The sequence below is a fragment of the Pseudomonas fluorescens genome, assembly GCF_041354075.1.
Taxonomy (GTDB): Bacteria; Pseudomonadota; Gammaproteobacteria; order Pseudomonadales; family Pseudomonadaceae; genus Aquipseudomonas; species Aquipseudomonas fluorescens_CE.
Genome location: NZ_JARZGC010000003.1, coordinates 21,200 through 43,623, shown reverse-complemented (window position 1 = coordinate 43,623; position 22,424 = coordinate 21,200). Strand labels below are relative to the sequence as shown.

23 protein-coding genes are annotated in these 22,424 nt (G+C 61.6%); 11 read left to right on the top strand and 12 right to left on the bottom strand.

Features of this window, described 5'->3' with window-relative positions; genetic code table 11:
- Positions 1-48: 48 nt before the first annotated feature.
- Positions 49-2,943: a ribonucleoside-diphosphate reductase subunit alpha gene (locus tag QIW53_RS04435; RefSeq protein WP_371048472.1), complete on the bottom strand. Its 2,895-nt coding sequence runs from the start codon at positions 2,941-2,943 to the stop codon at positions 49-51.
- A 729-nt stretch (positions 2,944-3,672) separates the two neighbouring features.
- On the opposite strand from QIW53_RS04435, the gene QIW53_RS04430 reads away from it, so the two are divergent.
- Both QIW53_RS04430 and QIW53_RS04425 read left to right on the top strand, forming a co-directional pair.
- A complete protein-coding gene (locus tag QIW53_RS04430; RefSeq protein ID WP_371048471.1) occupies positions 3,673-4,395 on the top strand; it encodes a response regulator in 723 nt (240 codons plus the stop codon).
- Positions 4,392-6,002, top strand: coding sequence for an ATP-binding protein (locus QIW53_RS04425; protein ID WP_371048470.1), 1,611 nt, complete (start codon positions 4,392-4,394; stop codon positions 6,000-6,002). The genes QIW53_RS04430 and QIW53_RS04425 overlap by 4 nt, the downstream gene beginning before the upstream one ends.
- Positions 6,003-6,044: 42 nt before the next feature.
- Here the strand turns inward: QIW53_RS04425 and QIW53_RS04420 are convergent, their stop codons facing one another.
- Complete coding sequence (locus QIW53_RS04420; RefSeq protein WP_371048469.1) at positions 6,045-6,770, bottom strand: 4'-phosphopantetheinyl transferase family protein; 726 nt, start codon at positions 6,768-6,770, stop codon at positions 6,045-6,047.
- Positions 6,771-6,937: 167 nt separating this feature from the next.
- On the bottom strand, positions 6,938-7,729 hold the full coding sequence (locus QIW53_RS04415) for a dienelactone hydrolase family protein (RefSeq protein ID WP_371048468.1): 792 nt from the start codon (positions 7,727-7,729) through the stop codon (positions 6,938-6,940).
- Positions 7,730-7,872: 143 nt separating this feature from the next.
- Here QIW53_RS04415 and QIW53_RS04410 point away from each other — a divergent pair, with 143 nt between their 5' ends.
- From QIW53_RS04410 to QIW53_RS04395, 4 genes are all read left to right on the top strand, one after another.
- Entirely contained in the window at positions 7,873-8,178 is a 306-nt protein-coding gene (locus QIW53_RS04410; RefSeq protein ID WP_371048467.1) for a hypothetical protein, read from the top strand.
- A gap of 39 nt (positions 8,179-8,217) precedes the next feature.
- On the top strand, positions 8,218-8,895 hold the full coding sequence (locus QIW53_RS04405) for a response regulator (protein ID WP_371048466.1): 678 nt from the start codon (positions 8,218-8,220) through the stop codon (positions 8,893-8,895).
- The gene (locus tag QIW53_RS04400; RefSeq protein WP_371048465.1) at positions 8,892-10,238 is read left to right on the top strand and encodes an ATP-binding protein; all 1,347 of its coding nucleotides are present in this window, start codon (positions 8,892-8,894) and stop codon (positions 10,236-10,238) included. The genes QIW53_RS04405 and QIW53_RS04400 overlap by 4 nt, the downstream gene beginning before the upstream one ends.
- 153 nt (positions 10,239-10,391) lie before the next feature.
- On the top strand, positions 10,392-11,186 hold the full coding sequence (locus QIW53_RS04395; RefSeq protein ID WP_371048464.1) for a polysaccharide deacetylase family protein: 795 nt from the start codon (positions 10,392-10,394) through the stop codon (positions 11,184-11,186).
- 70 nt (positions 11,187-11,256) lie between these two features.
- On the opposite strand, the gene QIW53_RS04390 is transcribed toward QIW53_RS04395, so the two are convergent.
- Positions 11,257-12,255, bottom strand: a complete 999-nt coding sequence (locus QIW53_RS04390; protein WP_371048463.1) for an AraC family transcriptional regulator — start codon at positions 12,253-12,255, stop codon at positions 11,257-11,259.
- A gap of 337 nt (positions 12,256-12,592) precedes the next feature.
- On the opposite strand from QIW53_RS04390, the gene QIW53_RS04385 reads away from it, so the two are divergent.
- On the top strand, positions 12,593-13,927 hold the full coding sequence (locus QIW53_RS04385; protein WP_371048462.1) for a dicarboxylate/amino acid:cation symporter: 1,335 nt from the start codon (positions 12,593-12,595) through the stop codon (positions 13,925-13,927).
- Between the two features lie 158 nt (positions 13,928-14,085).
- A complete protein-coding gene (locus QIW53_RS04380) occupies positions 14,086-15,267 on the top strand; it encodes a CaiB/BaiF CoA transferase family protein (RefSeq protein ID WP_371048461.1) in 1,182 nt (393 codons plus the stop codon).
- Positions 15,268-15,403: 136 nt separating this feature from the next.
- Here the strand turns inward: QIW53_RS04380 and QIW53_RS04375 are convergent, their stop codons facing one another.
- Together QIW53_RS04375 and QIW53_RS04370 are read right to left on the bottom strand one after the other, a co-directional pair.
- Positions 15,404-15,898 carry a SprT family zinc-dependent metalloprotease gene (locus QIW53_RS04375; protein ID WP_371048460.1) on the bottom strand — a complete coding sequence of 165 codons (495 nt, stop codon included), beginning with the start codon at positions 15,896-15,898 and terminating at the stop codon, positions 15,404-15,406.
- A 159-nt stretch (positions 15,899-16,057) separates the two neighbouring features.
- Positions 16,058-16,660, bottom strand: a complete 603-nt coding sequence (locus QIW53_RS04370) for a Yip1 family protein (RefSeq protein ID WP_192305885.1) — start codon at positions 16,658-16,660, stop codon at positions 16,058-16,060.
- A gap of 286 nt (positions 16,661-16,946) precedes the next feature.
- On the opposite strand from QIW53_RS04370, the gene ttcA reads away from it, so the two are divergent.
- Entirely contained in the window at positions 16,947-17,771 is an 825-nt protein-coding gene (ttcA, locus tag QIW53_RS04365) for a tRNA 2-thiocytidine(32) synthetase TtcA (protein ID WP_192305887.1), read from the top strand.
- 32 nt (positions 17,772-17,803) lie between these two features.
- Positions 17,804-18,478 carry a DNA-3-methyladenine glycosylase I gene (locus QIW53_RS04360; protein WP_371048459.1) on the top strand — a complete coding sequence of 225 codons (675 nt, stop codon included), beginning with the start codon at positions 17,804-17,806 and terminating at the stop codon, positions 18,476-18,478.
- A gap of 24 nt (positions 18,479-18,502) precedes the next feature.
- Here the strand turns inward: QIW53_RS04360 and QIW53_RS04355 are convergent, their stop codons facing one another.
- From QIW53_RS04355 to arsC, 3 genes are read right to left on the bottom strand one after another with little or no spacing between them, the layout of a single operon-like run.
- Positions 18,503-18,928: a DUF2069 domain-containing protein gene (locus tag QIW53_RS04355; protein ID WP_371048458.1), complete on the bottom strand. Its 426-nt coding sequence runs from the start codon at positions 18,926-18,928 to the stop codon at positions 18,503-18,505.
- Positions 18,929-18,930: 2 nt separating this feature from the next.
- The gene (gene wrbA, locus QIW53_RS04350; RefSeq protein WP_371048457.1) at positions 18,931-19,527 is read right to left on the bottom strand and encodes an NAD(P)H:quinone oxidoreductase; all 597 of its coding nucleotides are present in this window, start codon (positions 19,525-19,527) and stop codon (positions 18,931-18,933) included.
- A complete protein-coding gene (gene arsC, locus QIW53_RS04345) occupies positions 19,524-19,877 on the bottom strand; it encodes an arsenate reductase (glutaredoxin) (protein ID WP_371048456.1) in 354 nt (117 codons plus the stop codon). The genes wrbA and arsC overlap by 4 nt, the downstream gene beginning before the upstream one ends.
- 114 nt (positions 19,878-19,991) lie before the next feature.
- Here arsC and QIW53_RS04340 point away from each other — a divergent pair, with 114 nt between their 5' ends.
- Complete coding sequence (locus tag QIW53_RS04340) at positions 19,992-20,459, top strand: TlpA family protein disulfide reductase (RefSeq protein ID WP_371048455.1); 468 nt, start codon at positions 19,992-19,994, stop codon at positions 20,457-20,459.
- Positions 20,460-20,510: 51 nt separating this feature from the next.
- Here QIW53_RS04340 and QIW53_RS04335 read toward each other — a convergent pair whose 3' ends face one another.
- From QIW53_RS04335 to QIW53_RS04325, 3 genes are all read right to left on the bottom strand, one after another.
- The gene (locus QIW53_RS04335) at positions 20,511-20,915 is read right to left on the bottom strand and encodes an META domain-containing protein (protein ID WP_371048454.1); all 405 of its coding nucleotides are present in this window, start codon (positions 20,913-20,915) and stop codon (positions 20,511-20,513) included.
- Positions 20,915-21,349, bottom strand: coding sequence for a hypothetical protein (locus QIW53_RS04330; protein ID WP_371048453.1), 435 nt, complete (start codon positions 21,347-21,349; stop codon positions 20,915-20,917). Before QIW53_RS04330 ends, QIW53_RS04335 begins: the two co-directional genes overlap by 1 nt.
- A gap of 77 nt (positions 21,350-21,426) precedes the next feature.
- On the bottom strand, positions 21,427-22,419 hold the full coding sequence (locus QIW53_RS04325) for a 2-hydroxyacid dehydrogenase (protein WP_371048452.1): 993 nt from the start codon (positions 22,417-22,419) through the stop codon (positions 21,427-21,429).
- Between the last annotated feature and the right edge of the window lie 5 nt (positions 22,420-22,424).

Here is a 22,424-nt window from a genome sequence, read left to right as displayed (position 1 = left end):
GATCGGGGGTTTTCAGGACGGGCGCCTTGCGGCGCCTGCCGGCTCAGCTTATTGGCAAGCTTCGCAATCCGGCTCGTCGATGGCGCAGGCCTTAGGCACTGGAGCAGGACCTGCCGGAGCGGCCAGGACCGAGTCGTCACCGTGGTTGCCGCCGCTGGAAACAGCGTTCAGCTTGCCGGTGTTGATGGTCGACTTCTCGGTGCTGGTCGCGGCCAGGGCACGGAGGTAGTAGGTGGTTTTCAGACCACGGTACCAGGCCATGCGGTAGGTCACGTCCAGCTTCTTGCCCGAAGCGCCGGCGATGTACAGGTTCAGCGACTGAGCCTGGTCGATCCACTTCTGACGGCGGCTGGCGGCGTCGACGATCCACTTGGTGTCCACTTCGAACGCGGTGGCATAGAGCGCTTTGAGCTCCTGCGGGATGCGCTCGATCTGCTGCACCGAACCGTCGTAGTACTTCAGGTCGTTGATCATCACCGAGTCCCACAGGCCGCGAGCCTTGAGGTCGCGAACCAGGTACGGGTTGATCACGGTGAATTCGCCCGACAGGTTCGATTTCACGTAGAGGTTCTGGTAGGTCGGTTCGATCGACTGCGATACCCCGGTGATGTTGGCGATGGTCGCGGTCGGTGCGATGGCCATGATGTTCGAGTTACGGATGCCTTTCTGTACACGGGCGCGAACCGGTGCCCAGTCCAGGCTTTCCTTCAGGTCGACATCGATGTACTTCTGGCCACGGGCTTCGATCAGGATCTGTTGCGAATCCAGCGGCAGGATGCCTTTGGACCACAGCGAACCCTGGAACGTCTCGTAGGCGCCGCGCTCGTCGGCCAGGTCGCAGGAGGCCTGGATGGCGAAGTAGCTGACCGCTTCCATGGACTTGTCGGCGAACTCGACGGCCGCATCGGAACCGTAAGCGATGTGCTGCAGGTACAGCGCATCCTGGAAGCCCATGATGCCGAGGCCAACCGGACGGTGCTTGAAGTTGGAGTTCTTCGCTTGCGGCACCGAGTAGTAGTTGATGTCGATCACGTTGTCGAGCATGCGCACGGCGGTGTTCACGGTGCGTTGCAGCTTGGCGGTGTCGAGCTTGCCGTCCACGATGTGGTTCGGCAGGTTGATCGAGCCCAGGTTGCAGACCGCGATCTCGTCCTTGTTGGTGTTCAAGGTGATCTCGGTGCACAGGTTCGAGCTGTGGACCACGCCCACGTGCTGCTGCGGGCTGCGCAGGTTGCACGGGTCCTTGAAGGTCAGCCATGGGTGGCCGGTTTCAAACAGCATGGACAGCATCTTGCGCCACAGGTCTTTGGCCTGGATGGTCTTGAACAGCTTGACCTTGCCCGGGTACTCGGTCAGGGCTTCGTAGTACTCGTAGCGCTCTTCGAAGGCCTTGCCGGTCAGGTCGTGCAGGTCCGGAACTTCGGACGGCGAGAACAGGGTCCACTTGCCGTCATCGAAGACACGCTTCATGAACAGGTCAGGGATCCAGTTGGCGGTGTTCATGTCGTGGGTACGACGACGATCGTCACCGGTGTTCTTGCGCAGCTCGATGAACTCTTCGATGTCCATGTGCCAGGTTTCCAGGTAGGCACAGACAGCGCCTTTGCGCTTGCCACCCTGGTTGACGGCCACGGCGGTGTCGTTCACGACCTTGAGGAACGGAACCACACCCTGGGACTTGCCGTTGGTGCCCTTGATGTAAGAGCCCAGCGCCCGCACCGGGGTCCAGTCGTTACCCAGGCCGCCGGCGAATTTCGACAGCATGGCGTTGTCGTGGATCGCGTGGTAGATGCCCGACAGGTCATCCGGCACGGTGGTCAGGTAGCAGCTGGACAATTGCGGACGCAGGGTGCCGGCGTTGAACAGGGTCGGGGTCGACGCCATGTAGTCGAAGGACGACAACAGGTTGTAGAACTCGATCGCACGGGCTTCGCGGTCTTTCTCTTCGATGGCCAGGCCCATGGCCACGCGCATGAAGAAGATCTGCGGCAGTTCAAAACGCACGCCATCCTTGTGGATGAAGTAGCGGTCGTACAGGGTTTGCAGGCCCAGGTAAGTAAACTGCTGGTCGCGTTCGTGGTTGATCGCCTTGCCCAGTTTTTCCAGGTCGAAGTTGGCCAGCTCCGGGTTCACCAGTTCGTATTCAACGCCCTTGGCGATGTAGGCCGGCAGGGCCTTGGCGTACAGGTCGGCCATTTCGTGGTGGGTGGCGCTTTCGGCGACACCGAGGAAACCCAGGCCTTCGGCACGCAGGGTGTCCATCAGCAGGCGGGCGGTGACGAACGAGTAGTTCGGCTCACGCTCGACCAGGGTACGGGCGGTCATCACCAGGGCGGTGTTGACGTCGGTCAGGGCCACGCCGTCGTACAGGTTCTTCAGGGTTTCACGCTGGATCAGGTCGCCGTCGACTTCTTCCAGGCCTTCGCACGCTTCGGTGACGATGGTGTTCAGGCGACCCATGTCCAGCGGCGCCAGGCTGCCGTCGGCACGGGTGATGCGGATCGACGGGTGAGCGTTGACGGTGGCTTCGGCCGGGGTGTGCGCCGCACGCTCCTTGGCACGCGAATCACGGTAGATCACGTAGTCGCGGGCCACTTTCTGCTCGCCGGCACGCATCAGGGCCAGTTCGACCTGATCCTGGATTTCTTCGATGTGGATGGTGCCGCCCGATGGCATGCGACGCTTGAAGGTCGCGGTGACCTGCTCGGTCAGGCGGGCCACGGTGTCATGGATGCGCGACGAAGCGGCAGCGGTGCCGCCCTCAACTGCGAGGAACGCCTTGGTGATGGCAACGGTGATTTTGTCATCGGTGTAAGCCACGACAGTGCCGTTACGCTTGATCACGCGCAACTGGCCAGGCGCGGTGGCGGACAGATCCGAATTCGAATCCACAGCCTGCGGCAAGGTGCCTTGCGGGTTCTCGCGAGTTGTGTCGGTTTGCATGGGGGTGTGTCTCCACATTCTCTATGTTTGTTCGAGCACCATCACGGTGCCCACCGTTCTGTCCTGAAGCACTACAACCGACGGGCGTCGGGCATAACCACTTCGGGACAGTAGGAAAAAGGCTAATGATGCCGCGTCCTTGCCGAAGTCTTTGGCGGCGAGCCTGGGCCCGGCGCCGGATTCCATTCCGGGTGGCAGTCATGTCTGCAACACCCGTACCGTTGTGGCCCTACCGGCCTGAAGAAAACGGTGCCATCCGCGGGAGCGGTTTGGGCTTGTAAAATGACGCTTGGTTCAACCGGAAACAGGCAATAAAGCGCTTGAGTTCCCGGTCTGAAATGTGGTTGGGCTTTCTAAGGGAAAACCCTACATGTAGGGTTTTTTTAGCGCCGTGCTACAAGATAATGCGTTTTGGGGGGTGTTGCAACGTACTACCTGTGGATAACCCTGTGCGTAAATTGTGTGTGAGGGGTTCAATCCGCGTGTAGGCCGCTAGACTGCTGGATCGAGCGAATTTTCACTGATTTTCAATCAGCGAAAACAGCTGTCCGGATTTCGAAGGGCGCGAACCGTATCACAAAAAACCGGGCGGTCCGAACGCATTTACCGGCTTGTGTTCTGGGCGGGTGGCGTTTATACAATCGGCCGGTACGTACGCATTCTTATCCTCCCCAATCATTACAAAAAGACGGGCGGATCCTTCCTTGATGTTGGCAAGCAGAGGTCACCGTGGAGCAAGAAGTCTGGCAGGTCCTGATTGTGGAAGACGACCAGCGTCTGGCCGAACTGACCCGCGACTACCTGCAAGCCAATGGCCTGCGCGTGTCGATCGAGGGCAATGGCGCCTTGGCCGCCGCCCGTATCATCAAGGAGCAACCGGACCTGGTGATCCTCGACCTGATGCTGCCTGGCGAAGATGGCCTGAGCATCTGCCGCAAGGTGCGCAATCAATATGACGGTCCGATCCTGATGCTCACGGCCCGCACCGACGACACCGACCAGATTCTCGGCCTGGACCTGGGCGCCGACGATTACGTGTGCAAACCGGTGCGCCCGCGCCTGTTGCTCGCCCGTATCCAGGCGTTGCTGCGGCGCAGCGAGCCGCCAGAGCCGGTGGCGGAAAAACTCCGTCGCCTGCAGTTCGGCCCGCTGGTGGTGGACAACGCCTTGCGTGAAGCCTGGCTGCATGACAGTGGCATCGAACTGACCAGCGCCGAGTTCGACCTGCTGTGGCTGCTGGTGGCCAATGCCGGGCGGATTCTGTCCCGTGAAGAGATTTTCACCGCGCTGCGCGGCATCGGTTATGACGGCCAGGATCGCTCCATCGATGTACGCATCTCGCGCATCCGCCCGAAAATCGGCGACGACCCCGACCATCCGAGACTGATCAAGACCATTCGCAGCAAAGGTTATCTGTTCGTGCCCGAAGCCTGTGTAGACCCTGCTCCGTGAACTCGATCTTCCTGCGCATCTATGGCGGCATGTGTGCGGCGCTGATCCTGGTGGCGGTGCTCGGCGTGCTCGCCCTGCACCTGCTCAACCAGGTGCGCAGCGAGCAGTACCGCGAGCGCCTGGCCCACGGCACGTTCTCGCTGATGGCCGACAACCTGCAGCCGATGGACGACAGTCAGCGCCACCGGGCCTTGCTGGTGTGGGAACGTTTGCTCGGCATTCCGCTGTCGTTGAAGACCTTCGCCCAGACCGACCTCGACCTGACTCAGCGCACCCGTGTGCTGCGCGGCCAGGCGCTGGTGGAGCAGACCGGACCCCATGCGGCCAAGGTCTATCGGCTGGTCAGCGAACACGAACAGTTGATGCTCATGGGGGAAGTGCAGCAGATCAGCGAGCAACTGGCCCGGGCGACCATTTATTTGCTCACCGACGAACTGGTGCGCGTGCCGGTGGCCGAGCAGTCAGCGCGCCTGGCCCAGATAAAGGAAGAAAAGGGTTTTGGTTTCGACCTGAGATTGGTCACTGCCGACGACGCCGACATGGACGAGGACCAGAGCCGCCGCGTGTCGGAAGGTGACACGGTGATGGCCTTGGGCAAGGAGGGCGATTCGATCCGGGTGTTTGCCGGCATGGTCGGCACGCCATGGGTGCTGGAAATCGGCCCGTTGTACCAGATGAATCCTTACCCGCCACAATGGCTGGTGCTGATTGCGGTGCTGGGTCTGAGCCTGATCGGGCTGATCGTCTATTTGCTGGTGCGGCAATTGGAGCGCCGTTTGCGCGGCCTCGAAGCCGCCGCCACGCGCATCGCCAAGGGCAGCCTGGAAACCCGCGTCCCGGCACGGGGCGCGGATTCGGTGGGCCGCCTGGCTTCGGCCTTCAACGGCATGGCCGAACACCTGCAGCAATTGCTGGCGGTGCAGCGCGAACTGGTGCGCGCCGTGTCGCACGAATTGCGCACGCCGGTGGCGCGCCTGCGCTTCGGCCTGGAGATGATCGGTTCCGCGACCACGCCGCAAGCCCTGGAAAAGTATTGCGAGGGCATGGACCACGACATCGAGGACCTCGATCGGCTGGTGGACGAGATGCTCACCTATGCGCGTCTGGAGCAGGGCTCGCCGGCGCTGAACTTCCAGCGCATCGACCTTGATGCCTTGGTCAACCAGGTGATCGAAGAGTTGGCGCCGTTGCGCGCCGACGTCACGGTCCAGCGCGGCATGTGCCTGTCGGCCGCCGATTGCGACGATGCCTGGGTCGAGGCGGAGCCGCGTTACCTGCACCGGGCCATTCAAAACCTGGTGAGCAACGCCATGCGCCACGCGCAGTCGCGGGTGACCGTCAGCTACCAGGTGGGGCAACAGCGCTGTCGGGTGGACATCGAAGACGACGGGCCGGGGGTTCCCGAGTCGGCGTGGGAGAAAATCTTCACCCCGTTCCTGCGCCTGGATGACAGCCGGACCCGCGCCTCGGGCGGACATGGCCTGGGGTTGTCCATTGTGCGGCGGATCATTCACTGGCATGACGGCCGGGCGTTGATCAGCAAGAGCAAGAGCCTGGGTGGTGCGTGTTTCAGCTTGAGCTGGCCGAGGCATCAGGAGAAACGCTGATCTTCATGTTCTCTGTGAGGCCCGCCCAATCACCACCTGCCCTCAGGCCGCAATACTGACCAGACTCAACAACTGCCCCTCCTTGACCCCGAACTGCGCATCCAGCTCGGTGCCATGGCGCCATTCACTGGACAGGTCGGTCAGCAGCCGCAGGCGCACGGTCCCGGCCTCGGTCCACTCCAGCAACTCGGCGTGTTCGAAATAAAAGCGCTTCTGCACGATGGGGTACAGCGCCTTGAACAGGCTTTCCTTCACTGAAAAGGTGAGGGTCACCCGCAGCGCCAGTTGATCCGGGCACCCGGCGGCCATGCGTTGCAGCTCGGCAGGGGTGAGGATTTCTCCGGCCAGGCGTTCTGCCCGCTCGGGATCGAGCAGGTTTTCCAGGTCCATGCCCAGGCCGCGCCAATGGCTTTTGCGCGCGACGATCGCCGCCGCCCGGCCGGTGCTGTGGGTGATCGAACCGCAGATGTGCGCGGGCCAGACCGGCGCCCGGTCATCGCCAATGGCCGGGACCAGGTTCAGGCCTTCCAGTTGTTGAAGGGCAGCCCGGGCGCAGATGCGCCCGGCGAGAAACTCGGCCTGGCGCTTGGCCACCGAGCGCTGGATGGTGGCCGGTGGCTCGATGGCGCTGCGCCGGAAATCATCGCCGGTCAATTTCGAGCTGTTGAAATGCGTGCTCAGCAGTACGGTCTCGGGCAGCACGAACGGCAGCGGCCAGTCGGCATCGAGCGGGGTGCAACAGGCGGGCAGGGCAGGGAGGGCATTCATGGGGGCATTTTGCCGGGTTGAGTGCCGGGAGGGTAGCCCGGCGTTGGACCGAGGTGCGCCCCATCGCGAGCAAGCCCGCTCCCACAGGTCTTGCGTTTACTTCAGAGTCGCGATGATCCTTGTGGGAGCGGGCTTGCTCGCGATGGGGGGCGACTCGGTCTATATGATCACCCAAAGATCTTCTTGAAAAACGCCTGCATGTCCGCCCAGGACTTGTCATCCGCTGCCTTGTTGTAGCCAATGTCCGGCCCGCCATGATCGCCGTGGCCCAGGCGATCCGCGTCGGGGTTGCTGAAGCCGTGTTTGGCGCCTTCCAGGCTGACGAAGCTGTAGTCGGCCCCGGCCTTGTCCATCTCGTTCTTGAACGCCACCACGTTTTCCGCCGTGACCATGCTGTCCAGCGCCCCATGTTCGACGAGGATTTTCGCCTTGACCTTGCCTGGCTCGGCCGGTGTCCGGGTCGCCAGCGCGCCGTGGAAGCTCACCACGCCCGCCAGCGGTACGCCCTGACGTGCCGCATTCAGCACCACCGCGCCGCCGAAGCAGTAACCGATTGCTGCCACCTTGTCCGGATTGGTCTGTGGCTGTTGCTTCAACAGGTCGAGCCCGGCCTTGAAGCGCGCGCTGGAAGCGGCGCTGTCCTTCAAGGCTGCCTGCATGAAGGCCATGGCGTCCTTGGGGTGCTCGGTGTTCTTGCCGTCGCCGTACATGTCGATGGCCAGCGCGCTGTAACCCAGCGCCGCCAGATCGCGAGCGCGGCGCTTGGTGTAGTCGTTGAGCCCCCACCATTCGTGCACCACCACTACGCCCGGGCGTTGGCCCTTGATGGCATCGTCGTAGGCGTAGTAGCCGATCAACTGGGTGCCATCCGGGCTTTTATAGGGAATTTCCTCGGTCTTGATGGCGGCCTGGCCCAGGCCGCTCAAGGCCAGCAGAATGACAGCGACGAATGCGCGCATGTTCGGTCTCCTGAAAGAAAGTGATCAGCTCAGCCTAGTCGATTTGATTCAGCGAGGGTTCAGAGAACGTTCAGGGCCGGTTCAGGGGGCGGTGAGTAAGGTAGCGTCATACCCAAGGCACCTGCGTCTGAGGAGATTCCCGAATGACTGGCATTAAAAACCTGATTCTGGCCTTCACCGTGTTGAGTGCGAGCACGGCGGCGTTCGCCGGCGACGACAGCGCCCTCAACCTTGCTCAAGGAAAAAACGCTGATCGGGAACGTAAATCCCTTACCCTGAACAGCTTCAGTTCGATTCGCGAGCCGCATCAGGACAGTATCTGGGGCGCGCCCTTGAGCCAACGGGTCGCTTCCCGGGGATACGCCGTCGCCTACGCCGATGTGTCGGGTTTTTACAATGGCATTAAACTCAGCCAGAAGCATCTGATGGGGCACTATGATCTGTCGTGACAAACGCCGTTATGCTTGTGCAGAGCCCGGGAGAGCGTTATGAAATTGCTGGTCGTCGAAGATGAAGCGCTGTTGCGCCATCACCTGCAAACCCGCCTGACGGACAGCGGTCATGTCGTCGAATCGGTGGGCAACGCCGTCGATGCGCTGTACCAGACCGAGCAGTTCAACCATGACCTGGCGGTGATCGACCTCGGCCTGCCGGGCATGGGCGGGCTCGACCTGATTCGTCAGCTGCGTGCGGGCGGCAAGACCTTTCCCATCCTGATCCTCACCGCCCGCGGCAACTGGCAGGACAAGGTCGAAGGCCTCGCCGCCGGTGCCGACGACTACGTGGTCAAACCGTTCCAGTTCGAAGAGCTGGATGCGCGCCTCAATGCCTTGTTGCGCCGCTCCAGCGGTTTCACCCAGTCGACCATCGTCGCCGGTCCGCTGCTGCTCGACCTCAACCGCAAACAGGCCACCCTCGACGAACAGCCGCTGGCGCTGACCGCCTATGAATACCGCATCCTCGAGTACCTGATGCGCCATCACCAGCAGGTGGTCGCCAAGGACCGCCTGATGGAACAGCTCTACCCGGATGATGACGAGCGCGATCCGAACGTGATCGAAGTGCTGGTCGGCCGTCTGCGCCGCAAACTCGAAGGCCCGGCGGGGTTCAAGCCGATCGACACCGTGCGTGGCCTGGGCTACCTGTTCAATGAGCGCTGCACTTGATCCGTTCCCTTCGTGTCCGCTTGATGCTGGCCGCCACGCTGTTGGCGGTTTTGTTCATGTTGGCGTTATTGCCGGCGATGCAGGGGGCGTTCAGCCTGGCGTTGCAGGACTCCATCGAGCAACGCCTGGCGTCGGACGTCACCACGCTGATCTCGGCCGCGCGGGTCGAGGGCAATCACCTGCAAATGCCGGCGCAGTTGCCCGATGAGCGTTTCAATCTCACGGACAGCCGCCTGCTCGGCTACATCTATGATCGCGACGGCCATCTGGTCTGGCGCTCCAAAGGCACCCGCGAAGAGCACATCAATTACAAGCCGCGTTATGACGGGCGCGGCAACGAATTCGCGCGGATCAGCGAAGCCGACGGCCAGGATTATTTCGTCTATGACGTCGAGGTCAAACTGCTCGGCGGCAAGAGCGCGGCGTTCAGCATTGTCACCCTGCAACCGGTGCGCGAGTACGAAGTCACCCTCGAAGGCCTGCGGGAAAATCTCTACCTGGGGTTTGGCGCGGCGCTGCTGGTGCTCCTGGCCTTGTTGTGGATCGGCCTGACCTGGGGCTTGCGGGCGCTGCGCCGGCTGAGCCAGGAACTCGACGAAATCGAAAGCGGTGCGCGCGAAAGCCTCAGCGAAGAGCATCCGCGCGAACTGTTGCGCCTGACCGGTTCGCTCAACCGTCTGTTGCACAGCGAGCGCGAGCAGCGCAGCCGTTATCGCGACTCCCTGGATGACCTGGCGCACAGCCTGAAAACCCCATTGGCGGTGTTGCAGGGCGTCAGCGAAGACATGGCCCAGCGCCCCCGGGACCGCGACCAGGCCTGGGTGCTGCAAACCCAGATCGAACGCATGAGTCAGCAGATCAGCTACCAATTGCAGCGCGCCAGCCTGCGCAAAAGCGGTCTGGTGCGCCATCAGGTGCGCCTGCAACCAGTGCTGCAAAGCCTGTGCGACACGCTGGACAAGGTCTACCGCGACAAGCGCGTGCGGGTGGCCTTCGATTTGCCGGAGCACTGCTACGTGCCGATCGAACAGGGCGCATTGCTGGAAATGCTCGGTAACCTGCTGGAGAACGCCTACCGCCTGTGCCTGGGGGAGGTGCGCGTGAGCGTGCGCGAAAGCCTGGACGGCATTGATTTGTGCGTCGAGGATGATGGGCCGGGGGTGCCGCCGGACCAGCGTGCGCGGATCCTGGAACGCGGCGAACGCCTGGACCGTCAGCACCCTGGGCAGGGCATCGGCTTGGCAGTGGTCAAGGACATCATCGAGAGCTACAGCGCCCGGCTGACCCTGGGGGATTCGCCGATGGGCGGAGCGGCGTTTCGCATACATTTCCCCACCCCTTGAGCGTGACGGGATAGTGCATGGAGTGATGTCGCTTCCCAACTGGGATTAAACGACCGGCAACAATGTTTTGTTGGCTTTAAGTGCTTGGCTGACAGGTAATAAGCAACGCTCTATCAACTGCAGGTATCCGTAGGATTACGGCTTGAGGTTGTTATGGGCCAACTCATTGCACGTCACCCGGAGAGCGAACTAATGGACAATAAAAAAGTGTGGCTTACGTTTGATGATGGACCTCGGCAAACCCACACCGAAACAGTGCTCGATACATTGGCGAAGTCCGATATAAAGGCAACTTTCTTTGTGGTAGGTCACCTGGTTGCCAAGCAGGCCGACCGTATTCGACGCATCCTCGATGAAGGGCACCGGATAGGCAATCACACTTACGATCATCTCAGGCTGGTCGGCCAGGACCCGGACACCATCATCGAGCAAATCCAGAAGACCGAACAGGCGCTGGCACCCTTTCAAGATCCGGACCCGATCATGCGCCCGCCTTACGGCGCTCACGACGCGCTGGTCGATCGGACGGTAGCCGGTCTTGGGTATCGGCAGGTGCTCTGGAGTGTGGATACCTTGGACTGGAATCCCGACTATCGACAGGGAGGCTGGGTCACCCATGGTATTGAACAGATCAGAAACAAAAAGAACTCGATTGTCTTGATGCACGATATTCATGCGACCACGGCCAATCATCTCGATTCATTCATTGAACAAATTAAACAACTGGGTGATGTGGAGTTTGCGCCACCCGCAACACTGGCGATTCCGCCCGTCACTCAGTTGAATATGTATGTTGTTGTGAAGGGAGATACTTTGGCAAAGATCGCCCGAGAGTTTTATGGGGAGGCAGCCAGGTTTACGCTGATTTTCAATGCGAACCGCTCGGTGCTGGAACATCCGGACAAGATATATCCTGGCTTGTCGCTGGTCATCCCGCGTTTAGAGTAAGTTTCCACCCCTATGAACGGGTAGGTTCCCCTGATGGCATTGGACACGGCGCCTGACGAGCGCTGGAACTTCAGTTCTCCTGCGCCCGATAGGCGCCCGGTGTCAGGCCCGTCCACTTCTTGAACGCCCGATGAAACGCCGATGGCTCGGAAAACCCCAGTTGCTCGGCAATCTGCTGCAGTGACAGGTCTGCGCGGCCCAAGTGATAAATGGCGATGTCCCGCCGCAACTGGTCCTTCAACTCCTGAAAACTCGACCCCTCTTCGCGCAGGTGCCGGCGCAGCGTTTGCGGACTGATGTGCAGGTGCGCGGCCACGGCTTCCAGGTCCGGCCAGCGCGCACTGTCGCTGCTGAGCAGGCGGCGCAGTCGGCTGCTCAGGCTGTCGCCGTCGTCCGGGCGCGACAACAGGTCGGCGGGGGAGCGTTCCAGGAAATGCTTGAGGGTTCGTTCGTCCTGCAGCAACGGCATGCTCAGGTAGCGGCTGTGGAACAGCAGGCTGCTCTGCGGCGCACCGAACACCAATGGGCAGGGGAACAGCAAGTCGTACTCGGCCCCATGCGCTGGCTTGGCATAACTGAACGTCGCCTGCTCCAGCCGGATGCGCTGGCCGATCAGCCAACTGCCGAGCCGATGCCAGACCATCAACTGGCTTTCAGTGAGGAAGTGGTCCGGGTCGTGGAACTGCGAGTCGTCGAGACTCAGGCGGATCAGTTGATCTTCGCGGCTCAGGGTCAGGCGCGGACCGTCCGGGAATAGGCTATAAAACAATAAGCCACGATGCAGCGCCCGATCGAGATTGCGACAGTGAATCACGGCATGACACATCATCGCGAAACTGCCGGTCTTGCTCGGCACCGGCCCGAAACCGAGGTATTCGTCATCGAGCGCCAGCCACAACCCCTGGATCAGCCGGGTGAACTGCTCCGGGGCTATTCGCGCACGCGGTTCCTCCAGCAGCTCGGGGCTGATGCCGAGCTGGTGCAGCAGTTCCGAGCAATCCAGGCCCAGACGACGCGCACCACCGAGGGCGGCGCGGGCGAAATGGCTGGCGATGGTGCGTTCGCGCATAACAGGCAGATCCGTCATTGAACGACGAATGGTAGACGTGCCGTCTGGCATTCAACAAGGCGGATATCCGCCAAATCCCGGGACGAGATCAGGCGGATGGGCGGAAATCCGCCACGGTTTTGCAACAGGTTCGTGGCACGCTTGATCGGCAACCCCTGATGGCAAAAGGCTTACAGCGGTTTTGACAAAAGTGGCACGCCACTTGCGATACAACGGGCAGATGTCTGCCTTGCTGCAGCTCGAAAAAACAAATCCCTCCAGTGCAGGAGGGTTCGCAAATGAGGTGTCGTCGACAACAGATGGATGTTGTCACGGGACGCTCTTGAGGAACTTTGCAATGACGACTCGTCAGCCACTGTACAAATCCCTGTATGCCCAGGTGATCGTTGCCATCGTTATCGGCATTCTGCTCGGTCACTACTACCCACAGCTCGGTGTGGCGGTCAAGCCACTGGGTGACGGGTTCATCAAACTGATCAAAATGGTCATCGCCCCGATCATCTTCTGCACCGTCGTCAGCGGTATCGCTGGCATGCAGAACATGAAGTCGGTGGGCAAGACCGGCGGCTACGCGCTGCTGTACTTCGAAATCGTTTCGACCATCGCCTTGCTGGTTGGCCTGATCGTGGTCAATATCGTTCAGCCGGGTAACGGCATGCACATCGACGTGAGCACCCTGGATGCCTCGAAAGTGGCCCAGTACGTTTCCGCCGGTGCTGATCAAAGCGTCGTCGGCTTCATCCTGAACGTCATTCCATCGACCATCGTTGGCGCATTCGCCACCGGCGATATCCTGCAAGTGCTGATGTTCTCGGTGATCTTCGGTTTCGCCCTGCATCGCCTGGGTGCCTACGGCAAGCCGGTCCTGGACTTCATCGATCGCTTTGCCCACGTGATGTTCAACATCATCAACATGATCATGAAGCTCGCGCCGATCGGTGCGTTCGGTGCCATGGCGTTCACCATCGGTGCCTACGGTGTTGGCTCGCTGGTGCAGCTGGGTCAACTGATGGCCTGCTTCTACATCACCTGCCTGCTGTTCATCCTGATCGTGCTGGGCGGTATCGCTCGCGCTCACGGCTTCAGCGTCCTGAAACTGATCCGCTACATCCGTGAAGAGCTGCTGATCGTGCTGGGTACCTCTTCCTCGGAATCGGTCCTGCCGCGCATGCTGATCAAGATGGAACGCCTGGGTGCGAAAAAATCCGTCGTCGGTCTGGTGATCCCGACCGGTTACTCGTTCAACCTCGACGGTACCGCGATCTACCTGACCATGGCGGCCGTGTTCATCGCTCAGGCGACCGACACCCACATGGATATCACTCACCAGATCACCCTGCTGGTGGTACTGCTGCTGTCCTCCAAAGGTGCTGCTGGCGTGACCGGCAGTGGTTTCATCGTGTTGGCCGCCACCCTGTCGGCCGTCGGTCACCTGCCGGTTGCCGGCCTGGCGCTGATCCTCGGTATCGACCGCTTCATGTCCGAAGCCCGTGCGCTGACCAACCTGGTGGGTAACGCTGTGGCGACCGTCGTTGTGGCCAAGTGGGTCAAGGAGCTGGACAACGACGTGCTGCAGGCCGAGCTGGCTTCTGGCGGTCGCGGCATTGCCGAAGAGCGTGCCGAAGACGACCTGGGCGTGGCCGAAGGCCCAACCCCAAGCACCGTCAAGTAAACCCTGCTGCAAAGGAAGAACCCGCTTCGGCGGGTTTTTTCATGCCTGGGATTTGAGCACAACGGTCACAGTTGCTGACACATCGGGTGATTGCCGCGAAGCCGTCGGCTGCCTAGGCTGGAGCTATCGCATGTGAGCTGTCGCATTGGAGATCACTCATGCCTGGTCCATTGGCATCCCTGAAGATTCTGGATTTTTCGACCCTGCTGCCGGGGCCGTTCGCCTCGCTGCTGTTAGCCGACATGGGCGCCGAGGTTTTGCGCATCGAATCACCGACCCGCGCTGACCTGGTGCGCGTGCTGCCGCCCCATGACCGGGGCGTGTCGGCGAGCCACGCCTACCTCAATCGCAACAAGCGAAGCCTCGCGCTGGACCTCAAGCAGCCCGAGGCGCTGGAAATCATCACGGCGTTGCTGCAGGACCACGACATCGTCCTGGAACAGTTTCGCCCCGGCGTGATGGAGCGATTGGGGCTGGGCTACGAAGCACTGAAGGCAATCAATCCGAAACTGATCTACGTGTCGATCACCGGGTACGGACAGACCGGTCCTTACCGGAATCGCGCCGGCCATGACATCAATTACCTGGCGCTGGCCGGGCAGGCGAGCTACACCGGGCGCGCCGATTCCGGGCCGTTGCCCCTGGGCATGCAGGTGGCGGATGTCGCCGGCGGCTCGTTGCATGCGGTCGCCGGTCTGCTGGCGGCGGTGATTGCCCGCCAGCACAGCGGCCTGGGACAGTACCTGGACGTTAGCATGACCGATTGCGCGTTCAGCCTGAACGCCATGGCGGGCGCCGGCTACCTGGCCTGCGGCGAAGAGCCGGGCCGGGAAACCCAGGTGCTCAACGGCGGCAGCTTTTATGACTATTACCGTTCGCGGGACGGGCGCTGGTTGTCGGTGGGCAGCCTGGAGCCGGCGTTCATGAAGCAGTTGTGCACGGCGTTGGGTCTGGAGGAGTTGGCAGCCCTGGGCCTGTCGCCGCAACCGGCACGGCAAAAGCAGCTCAAGGATGCATTGAAGATCGAGTTCGAGAAACACGATTTTGCCGAATTGTGCGGGTTGTTCGCCGAGCTGGATGCCTGTGTCGAACCGGTGTTGAGCCTGGGGGAGGCGGTTCGGCATCCGCAGTTGCAGGCGCGGCAGCTGGTGACCCAGGTGCCACGGGGCGATGGCTCGAGCCAGGCGCAGATGGCGTGCCCGTTGAAGTTCTCCGGTGGGTTGCCTGAGCCTCGGCATATCGGCGCGGGGGTGGGCGAGCATACGGATGAGGTGTTGGGGGCTTTGGGGTTCACTGGGGAGCGGATTGGCGATTTGCGGCGGGGCGGGGTGATTCTCTAGCGCCTATGCGGGCCCCATCGCGGGCAAGCCCGCTCCCACAGTATTTGGTGTCGTTCACAGAACTTGTATACGACATCAATACCTGTGGGAGCGAGCCTGCTCGCGATGGGGCCAGACCGGTCACCACAAAAACCAGCTACTCGACTCGCATCTCCCCACTGAACACCAGCGTATTGCGGCACCGCCGACACAGATACCTCCGCCCCTGGCGCACCAGGCCGTGGCGCTGGGCCGAGAAGGGGAAATCGCTGTCGGCGCACGGGCACTTGTAGATGTAGCGGGTCACGCTGCGGCGCTTGACGTCATAGGTGTGGCAGCGATTGGGCGGCAGTTCGTACACGCCGCGCATGATCAGCTGCCACTCTTCGCCGTGGGGCTGGATGCGATCGCCAAACAGCTGATGAGCGATCAGGTGGGCGACCTCATGGGCCACGGTCTGCTTGAGAAAGTCTTCGCTGTTTTCCCGGTACAGCTGCGGATTGAAGCGCAGCAGGTTCTCGTGCAGGTGCGCGACACCGGCTTTTTGCCCGCGCAGCTTGAGGCTGACCACCGGGCGTTTGAACGTTCGTTTGAAAAAGGATTCGGCTTGTTGGAAACAGTCTTCGACGCGGGTATTGAGTTGCTCGGGCATGCTTGATGGCTCTCCAGAGATGTCGAGTATGCCGCAACCCCGGGGCCTTGCGAATCGCCGAAGCGCCGAATGGTCGTCGCGCCTGCGGTGATCCTGGACAATAGAAGGCCGCCTTGCGGCGGCCTGTATTGGCAGATGTTGTTATTGGGTGACGTGTTGCTAATTGGTATAGACCGGCCCTACGCCAAGCCCCCAGACAATGACCGTGAACGCCATGATGGCCACCAGCACTACCAGGCCGACGGCAAGCACTGAACTCGAAAACAGGAAGCCCTCATCCGATGGAATATTCATGAAGGTCGGCAGCCCCACATACAGCAGGTATACCGTGTAGCAGATGGCCGCCGTCCCGACGATCATCCCCAGCCACATGTGGGGGTACAGGGCCGCGAGGCCGCCGACGAACAGCGGGGTCGCGGTATAGGTCGCAAACGCCACGCAGCGAGCCAGGCTCGGGTTGGCATCATAGGTGCGCGCCATCCAGTGAATGAACGCGCCCATCACTGCAACGCCCCCGAGCATCGCCAGGTACGACATGATCGTCATCCAGAGCGCGCTCTCGTTCGTCAGCATCACCGGCGCACGGTTGCCGATCACCCAGCCAACCTGCGTGGTGCCGATAAACGCCGACACGGCGGGGATCGCCGCAAGAATCAGCGTGTGGGTCAGGTACATGTGGCTGATGCTTTCCTCCTGATCGCCACGGATTTCTTTCCATTCCTGGTCGGGGTGGGTGAAGAGCCCCACTACGTGATGGATCATGCCAGTCACTCCTCTTGTTTTTACCGTCGCCCCCCAGTGGAGCGCTTACGGGCCAAAGTGGCCAGGTAAGAAAGGTCTTTATATGTCTGCGACCTTATGTCGCAGTATAGAAAGGTCTTATCGGCATTGGTGCAGGGGTGTTAGAGCAAATCGCGCTGTAAACATGCCTGTTAATCGCCGCAGGCTCTGTCAAACGCCAGTCCTCCGGCAGACAGAGAGCGCTTCGCCAGCCCGGCGTTTATGCGTAAAATGCCGGCCTTTCGTCACACCTCACGGATTTCGCGTCATGGGCACTCTCACGGTCAACCAGAACAAACTGCAAAAGCGCCTCCGCCGACTGGCGGGTGAGGCCGTTACCGATTTCAACATGATTGAAGACGGCGACAAGGTCATGGTCTGCCTGTCCGGAGGCAAGGACAGCTACACCATGCTCGACGTGCTGATGCATTTGCAGAAGGTTGCCCCGATCAAGTTCGAGATCGTCGCCGTGAACATGGACCAGAAGCAGCCGGGCTTTCCCGAGGACGTGCTGCCGGCGTACCTGAAAACGCTGGGCATCGAGTATCACATCGTTGAGAAAGACACCTATTCGGTGGTCAAGGAACTGATTCCGGAAGGCAAGACCACCTGCTCGCTGTGCTCGCGCCTGCGTCGCGGCACGCTCTACACCTTTGCCGACGAAATCGGCGCGACCAAGATGGCCCTCGGTCATCACCGCGACGACATCGTCGAAACCTTCTTCCTCAACATGTTCTTCAATGGCTCGCTCAAGGCCATGCCGCCAAAGTTGCGTGCCGACGACGGCCGTAACGTGGTGATTCGGCCGTTGGCCTACTGCAACGAAAAAGACATCCAGGCCTACTCGGACTTCAAGCAGTTCCCGATCATCCCGTGCAACCTCTGCGGGTCGCAGGAAAACCTGCAGCGTCAGGTGGTCAAGGAAATGCTTCAGGACTGGGAGCGCAAGACGCCGGGCCGCACCGAGAGCATCTTCCGCAGTTTGCAGAACGTGATCCCGTCGCAACTGGCGGACCGCAACCTGTTCGATTTCACCAGCCTGAAGATCGACGAAACCGCGGCTTCGCGCTTCGTCAACGTAGTCAACCTGTAAACAGGTTCTGTTTTTCAATACCAGGAGAGGGCATGCGCGATTACAAGTGGCTGAACGAGTACTGCCTGAACCGCTTCGGTTCGGCGGCTGAACTGCAAGCCCATCTGCCCGTTCCCAAGACCCCGGCGCAATTGCGCGACATCACCGACGACCGCTACCTTTCGACCATGGCCCTGCGTGTCTTCCGCGCCGGGCTCAAGCACAGTCTGGTGGACGCCAAGTGGCCGGCCTTCGAGGAAGTGTTCTTTCGCTTCGACCCGGAAAAGGTCGTGCTGATGAGTGCCGAACACCTTGAGCGCCTGATGCAGGATGCGCGAATCATCCGTCACCTGGGCAAGCTCAAGAGCGTGCCGCGCAACGCGCAGTTCGTGCTGGACGTGGCGCTTGAGAAGGGCAGCTTCGGCACGTTGATCGCCGATTGGCCGGTGACCGACATCGTCGGCTTGTGGACCTACCTGAAAAAGCGCGGCAGTCAATTGGGCGGGCTGTCGGCGCCCCGGTTCCTGCGCATGGTCGGCAAGGACACCTTCGTGCCGAGCTATGACGTGGTGGCGGCATTGAATGCGCAAAAGATCATCGACAAGGTGCCCACCAGCCTGCGCGACCTGGCTCTGGTGCAGGACGTGTTCAACCAGTGGCACGAAGAGAGCGGTGGGCGGGCGATGAGCCAGATCTCGATGATGCTGGCTTACACCGCCAATCACTGATCCCGCTCCTACTGGGAGAGCCGATCAGGCGACCGAGATCTGGCCTTCACCCGCCAGCTTGCGGTTCAACTGATGCCGCCAGCGCACATACAGCAACGCCGAACAGAACACCGCCAGGCTCGCGCCCATCTCCAGCAACCCGAACAGCTGCCGGTTCGGGTCGTAGGCGGCCAGCGCGCCCTTGATGAAATACAGATTCACCGCAAAACACGTCCACGAATGCCCGCGCGGGCTGCCGACCAGCATGCCGGGCGCCAACAGCAACAGCGGCACCAGCTCTATCAGCAGAATCACCCATGGCCGCGCGCCGTGCAGGTCCGCCACCCACAGGTAGTAGACGCACAGCAGCCCCACCAGGCCGAAAAAGCACAGCAGGCTGATCACGCGCATGGCCCGCACGCGCGGCTCGAGCCATTCGAGGGCGGGCAGAACTTTCGGCTTCCTGGCCACCCTCAGCCCTCCAGTTTCTGGGCAGTCTTCGCCAACCGCAGGCCCAGTGCCCGGCAGAGCGCGACTTCATGGGTGTCCAGGCCGCTTTTGCCGTCGGCCCCGGCATGATGGCTGGCGCCATACGGGGTGCCGCCGCCCTGGGTTTCCAGCAGGGCCGATTCGCTGTACGGCAGGCCGGTGATCAACATGCCGTGGTGCAACAAGGGCAGCATCATCGACAGCAGGGTGGTTTCCTGGCCGCCGTGCAGGCTGGCGGTGGAGGTGAACACACCCGCCGGTTTGCCCACCAGGGCGCCGGTCAGCCACAGGTTGCTGGTGCCATCGAGGAAATACTTGAGCGGCGCCGCCATGTTGCCGAAACGCGTGGGGCTGCCGAGGGCCAGGCCGGCGCAGTTTTTCAGGTCGTCGAGGCTGGCGTACAACGCGCCTTCGTCGGGAATGTCCGGTGCCACGGCTTCACATTCGGTAGAGATCGCCGGCACGGTGCGCAGGCGCGCTTCCATCCCCGCCTGCTCGACACCCCGGGCAATCTGCCGGGCCATTTCGTTGGTCGAGCCGCTGCGGCTGTAATACAGCACCAGAATGTACGGCGCACTCATGGCAACAGTTCCAGGATCTGCTCCGGTGGGCGGCCGATCACGGCTTTGTCGCCGACTTCAAGAATCGGGCGTTCCATCAGTTTCGGGTGCGCGGCGATTGCCGCGATCAACTGCGCCTCGCTCAGGCCGGCGTCGGCCAGGTGGAGGGTTTTGTAGTCCTCTTCGCCGGTGCGCAGGAGTTGTCGGGCGCTGAGGCCGAGCTTTTTCAGCAAGCCCCGGATCTGCGCGGCGTCCAGCGGTTCATCCAGGTAGCGGACCACGGTCGGGGTCAGGCCACGGGCTTCGAGCAGCTCCAGCGCGCCGCGGGATTTCGAGCAGCGCGGGTTGTGATAAAGCGTCAGATCGGTCATGTGCGGGTCGCATTTGGCGTAAGGTGGCGGCTATTCTAACTGTGCAGCGCGCAATCCTGAACCTTGGGAGGCGATGGGTCGCAGGCGCATTCAATTTTGAACAAGGATCAAGACATGACAAGGCGATTGGCAGCGGCATTCGCGATTTTCGCAGCGCTGATGCTGGGGGGCTGCGGCAACGATTACGGGATCGACCAGAACGGCCAGAAAGTCGCGGCCGAACGTCTGGACAAGCAATGGCTGGTGCTCAATTACTGGGCCGAGTGGTGTGGCCCGTGCCGTACCGAGATCCCGGAACTGAACACCCTGGCCGAGCAATTGAAAGGCCGGAACATTGGCGTGTTCGGGGTCAATTTCGACAACGTGCAGGGTGAAGAGCTGAAAAGCGCCAGTGAAAAACTGGGCATCAAGTTCACCGTGCTGGCCCAGGATCCGAGCGAGATTTTCGATCTGCCGCGCAGTGAGGCCTTGCCGGTGACCTACATCATCGACAACAAGGGCAAGGTGCGTGAGCAACTGATGGGAGAGCAGACAGCGGCGGGCGTCATGGCCAAGCTGCAAGCGCTTCAGGCCGCGCCCTGAAAAGGTGGATCGATCCCGCGTGTGAACGTGGGATCGATCAACAGGCCGGGTTCAACCCTCTTCGAGCCACCAGCGCAGTGGCTTGCCTTCGGCGGGCCAGAAGCGCATCTGCTCGATCGACGACACGTCCCAGCGCTGCACACCTTCCAGCGCCTGGAGGAAACGTTTTTCCTGTTCCATCAGCGCTGGCGCACACAGCTTGCGAGTGCTGCCGACCTTGCCAAAGCTCAGTTTGTCGCCGTCCAGGGTGTAGGGCGCAAACCAGTGGTTGCAGCCGGCATTGCCGTAGGCCCGGCCGTCTTCACCGAGGGTGATGGTCAGGTGGCTGTAATCCATCAATGGGCGCTCGCCGATCCACTCCAGAATGTAGCTGCGGTTCTGTTGCAGTTGGACCGGCTCGGCGGCGCAACCCAGCAGGCTGGCACCGACCATAGCGCTCAGAGCGAGGCGTTTCATCACGCAGGCTCCTGGCATTTCGGACACAGGTGCTTCTCGCCCACGCTGCTCCAGCCCAGTTCGGCAATGCGCGCTGTGGCCGCAGGTTTTTCAGCCTTGTTGCCCAGTTTGGCATCGACCGCGAACTCGAAGCTCAGCTCCTTGGCGCAGCTGTCGCAGTTGACCTTCCAGGTGTGGATCGCCAGTTCGCCGAACACCGGACCACTGGCCACCGCGACCCATTGGCCGGGCGGGTTGATCAGGTGGCGTACGGTTTCGACGGTCAGGCGCATGGACAGGTCCTTGGCACCTTTGAGGGTCACGACCAGCACGTCATTGTTGCGAATCGAGCCGCCGTTGCCGGTGACTTGATAGCGCCCGGGCACCAGTGCGCGGCATTCGGTGAGGGTGTGTTGCGGGTTCATCAGGTTGTAGCGGAAATCGTGTTCGACCATGGGTCCTCCAAATCTGCGCGGAATGCTAGCACGGACATCGTTGCCGTACTCCGCACAGAAGCGACCTTCGATCCGGTTCAGCCGACATCCACCTGGTTTTGCGGGGCGCCGGCCGCCCACGCGGCAATATTCTGCAACGTAGTGGCGGCGATTGAGCCCAACGCCTCGCGGGTCAGGAAGGCCTGGTGCGCGGTGACGATCACGTTGGGGAAGGTCAGCAGGCGGGCCAGCACATCGTCCTGCAACGGCAGGTCGGAGCGGTCCTCGAAGAACAGCTGGGCTTCTTCCTCGTACACGTCCAGCCCCAGGTAACCCAGTTGGCCATCCTTGAGGGCATCGATCAGCGCCGGCGTGTCCACCAGACCGCCGCGCCCGGTGTTGATCAACATGGCGCCGGGTTGCATGTGCGCCAGCGAATCGCGGTTGATCAGGTGTTTGCTTTGCGCGTTGAGCGGGCAGTGCAGGCTGATGATCTGCGATTGCGCGAGCAGCTGCGGCAGGTCCAGGTAACGGGCGCCAAGCGCTTCGACCTGCGGATTGGGGTAGGGGTCGTAGGCCAGCAGCTGGCAGCCGAAGCCGTTCATGATCTTGGCGAAGGTCGCGCCGATCTGCCCGGTGCCGACCACACCGACGGTCTTGCCCACCAGGTCGAAACCGGTGAGGCCATGCAGGCTGAAGTCCCCTTCGCGGGTGCGGTTGTAGGCGCGGTGCAAGCGGCGGTTGAGGGCCAGGATCAGCGCCACCGCATGTTCGGCAACCGCGTGGGGCGAGTAGGCTGGAACCCGCACGATCGTCAGTCCCAGGCGCTTGGCCACGGCCAGGTCGACGTGGTTGTAGCCGGCCGAGCGCAAGGCGATCAGGCGCGTGCCACCCGCTGCCAGGTGTTCGAGCACGGGTGCGCCGAGGTCATCGTTGATGAACGCGCAGACCACTTCGTGGTGTTCGGCGAGCGCCACGGTGTCCAGGCTCAGTCGTGCCGACTGGAAGTGCAGCTCGATGCCGGCTGGCAGGTTGGCGCCGAGGAAGCTGTCGCGGTCGTAGGTCTGGCTGCTGAAAACGATCGTACGCATCGAAT

Coding starts and splice junctions, on each gene's coding strand:
- QIW53_RS04435 (WP_371048472.1), bottom strand. CDS start 2,943: ATGCAAACCGACACAACTCGCGAGAACCCGCAAGGCACCTTGCCGCAG.
- QIW53_RS04420 (WP_371048469.1), bottom strand. CDS start 6,770: ATGAATGCCCTCCCTGCCCTGCCCGCCTGTTGCACCCCGCTCGATGCC.
- QIW53_RS04415 (WP_371048468.1), bottom strand. CDS start 7,729: ATGCGCGCATTCGTCGCTGTCATTCTGCTGGCCTTGAGCGGCCTGGGC.
- QIW53_RS04410 (WP_371048467.1), top strand. CDS start 7,873: ATGACTGGCATTAAAAACCTGATTCTGGCCTTCACCGTGTTGAGTGCG.
- QIW53_RS04405 (WP_371048466.1), top strand. CDS start 8,218: ATGAAATTGCTGGTCGTCGAAGATGAAGCGCTGTTGCGCCATCACCTG.
- QIW53_RS04395 (WP_371048464.1), top strand. CDS start 10,392: ATGGGCCAACTCATTGCACGTCACCCGGAGAGCGAACTAATGGACAAT.
- QIW53_RS04390 (WP_371048463.1), bottom strand. CDS start 12,255: ATGCGCGAACGCACCATCGCCAGCCATTTCGCCCGCGCCGCCCTCGGT.
- QIW53_RS04385 (WP_371048462.1), top strand. CDS start 12,593: ATGACGACTCGTCAGCCACTGTACAAATCCCTGTATGCCCAGGTGATC.
- QIW53_RS04380 (WP_371048461.1), top strand. CDS start 14,086: ATGCCTGGTCCATTGGCATCCCTGAAGATTCTGGATTTTTCGACCCTG.
- QIW53_RS04375 (WP_371048460.1), bottom strand. CDS start 15,898: ATGCCCGAGCAACTCAATACCCGCGTCGAAGACTGTTTCCAACAAGCC.
- QIW53_RS04370 (WP_192305885.1), bottom strand. CDS start 16,660: ATGATCCATCACGTAGTGGGGCTCTTCACCCACCCCGACCAGGAATGG.
- ttcA (WP_192305887.1), top strand. CDS start 16,947: ATGGGCACTCTCACGGTCAACCAGAACAAACTGCAAAAGCGCCTCCGC.
- QIW53_RS04360 (WP_371048459.1), top strand. CDS start 17,804: ATGCGCGATTACAAGTGGCTGAACGAGTACTGCCTGAACCGCTTCGGT.
- wrbA (WP_371048457.1), bottom strand. CDS start 19,527: ATGAGTGCGCCGTACATTCTGGTGCTGTATTACAGCCGCAGCGGCTCG.
- arsC (WP_371048456.1), bottom strand. CDS start 19,877: ATGACCGATCTGACGCTTTATCACAACCCGCGCTGCTCGAAATCCCGC.
- QIW53_RS04340 (WP_371048455.1), top strand. CDS start 19,992: ATGACAAGGCGATTGGCAGCGGCATTCGCGATTTTCGCAGCGCTGATG.
- QIW53_RS04335 (WP_371048454.1), bottom strand. CDS start 20,915: ATGAAACGCCTCGCTCTGAGCGCTATGGTCGGTGCCAGCCTGCTGGGT.
- QIW53_RS04330 (WP_371048453.1), bottom strand. CDS start 21,349: ATGGTCGAACACGATTTCCGCTACAACCTGATGAACCCGCAACACACC.
- QIW53_RS04325 (WP_371048452.1), bottom strand. CDS start 22,419: ATGCGTACGATCGTTTTCAGCAGCCAGACCTACGACCGCGACAGCTTC.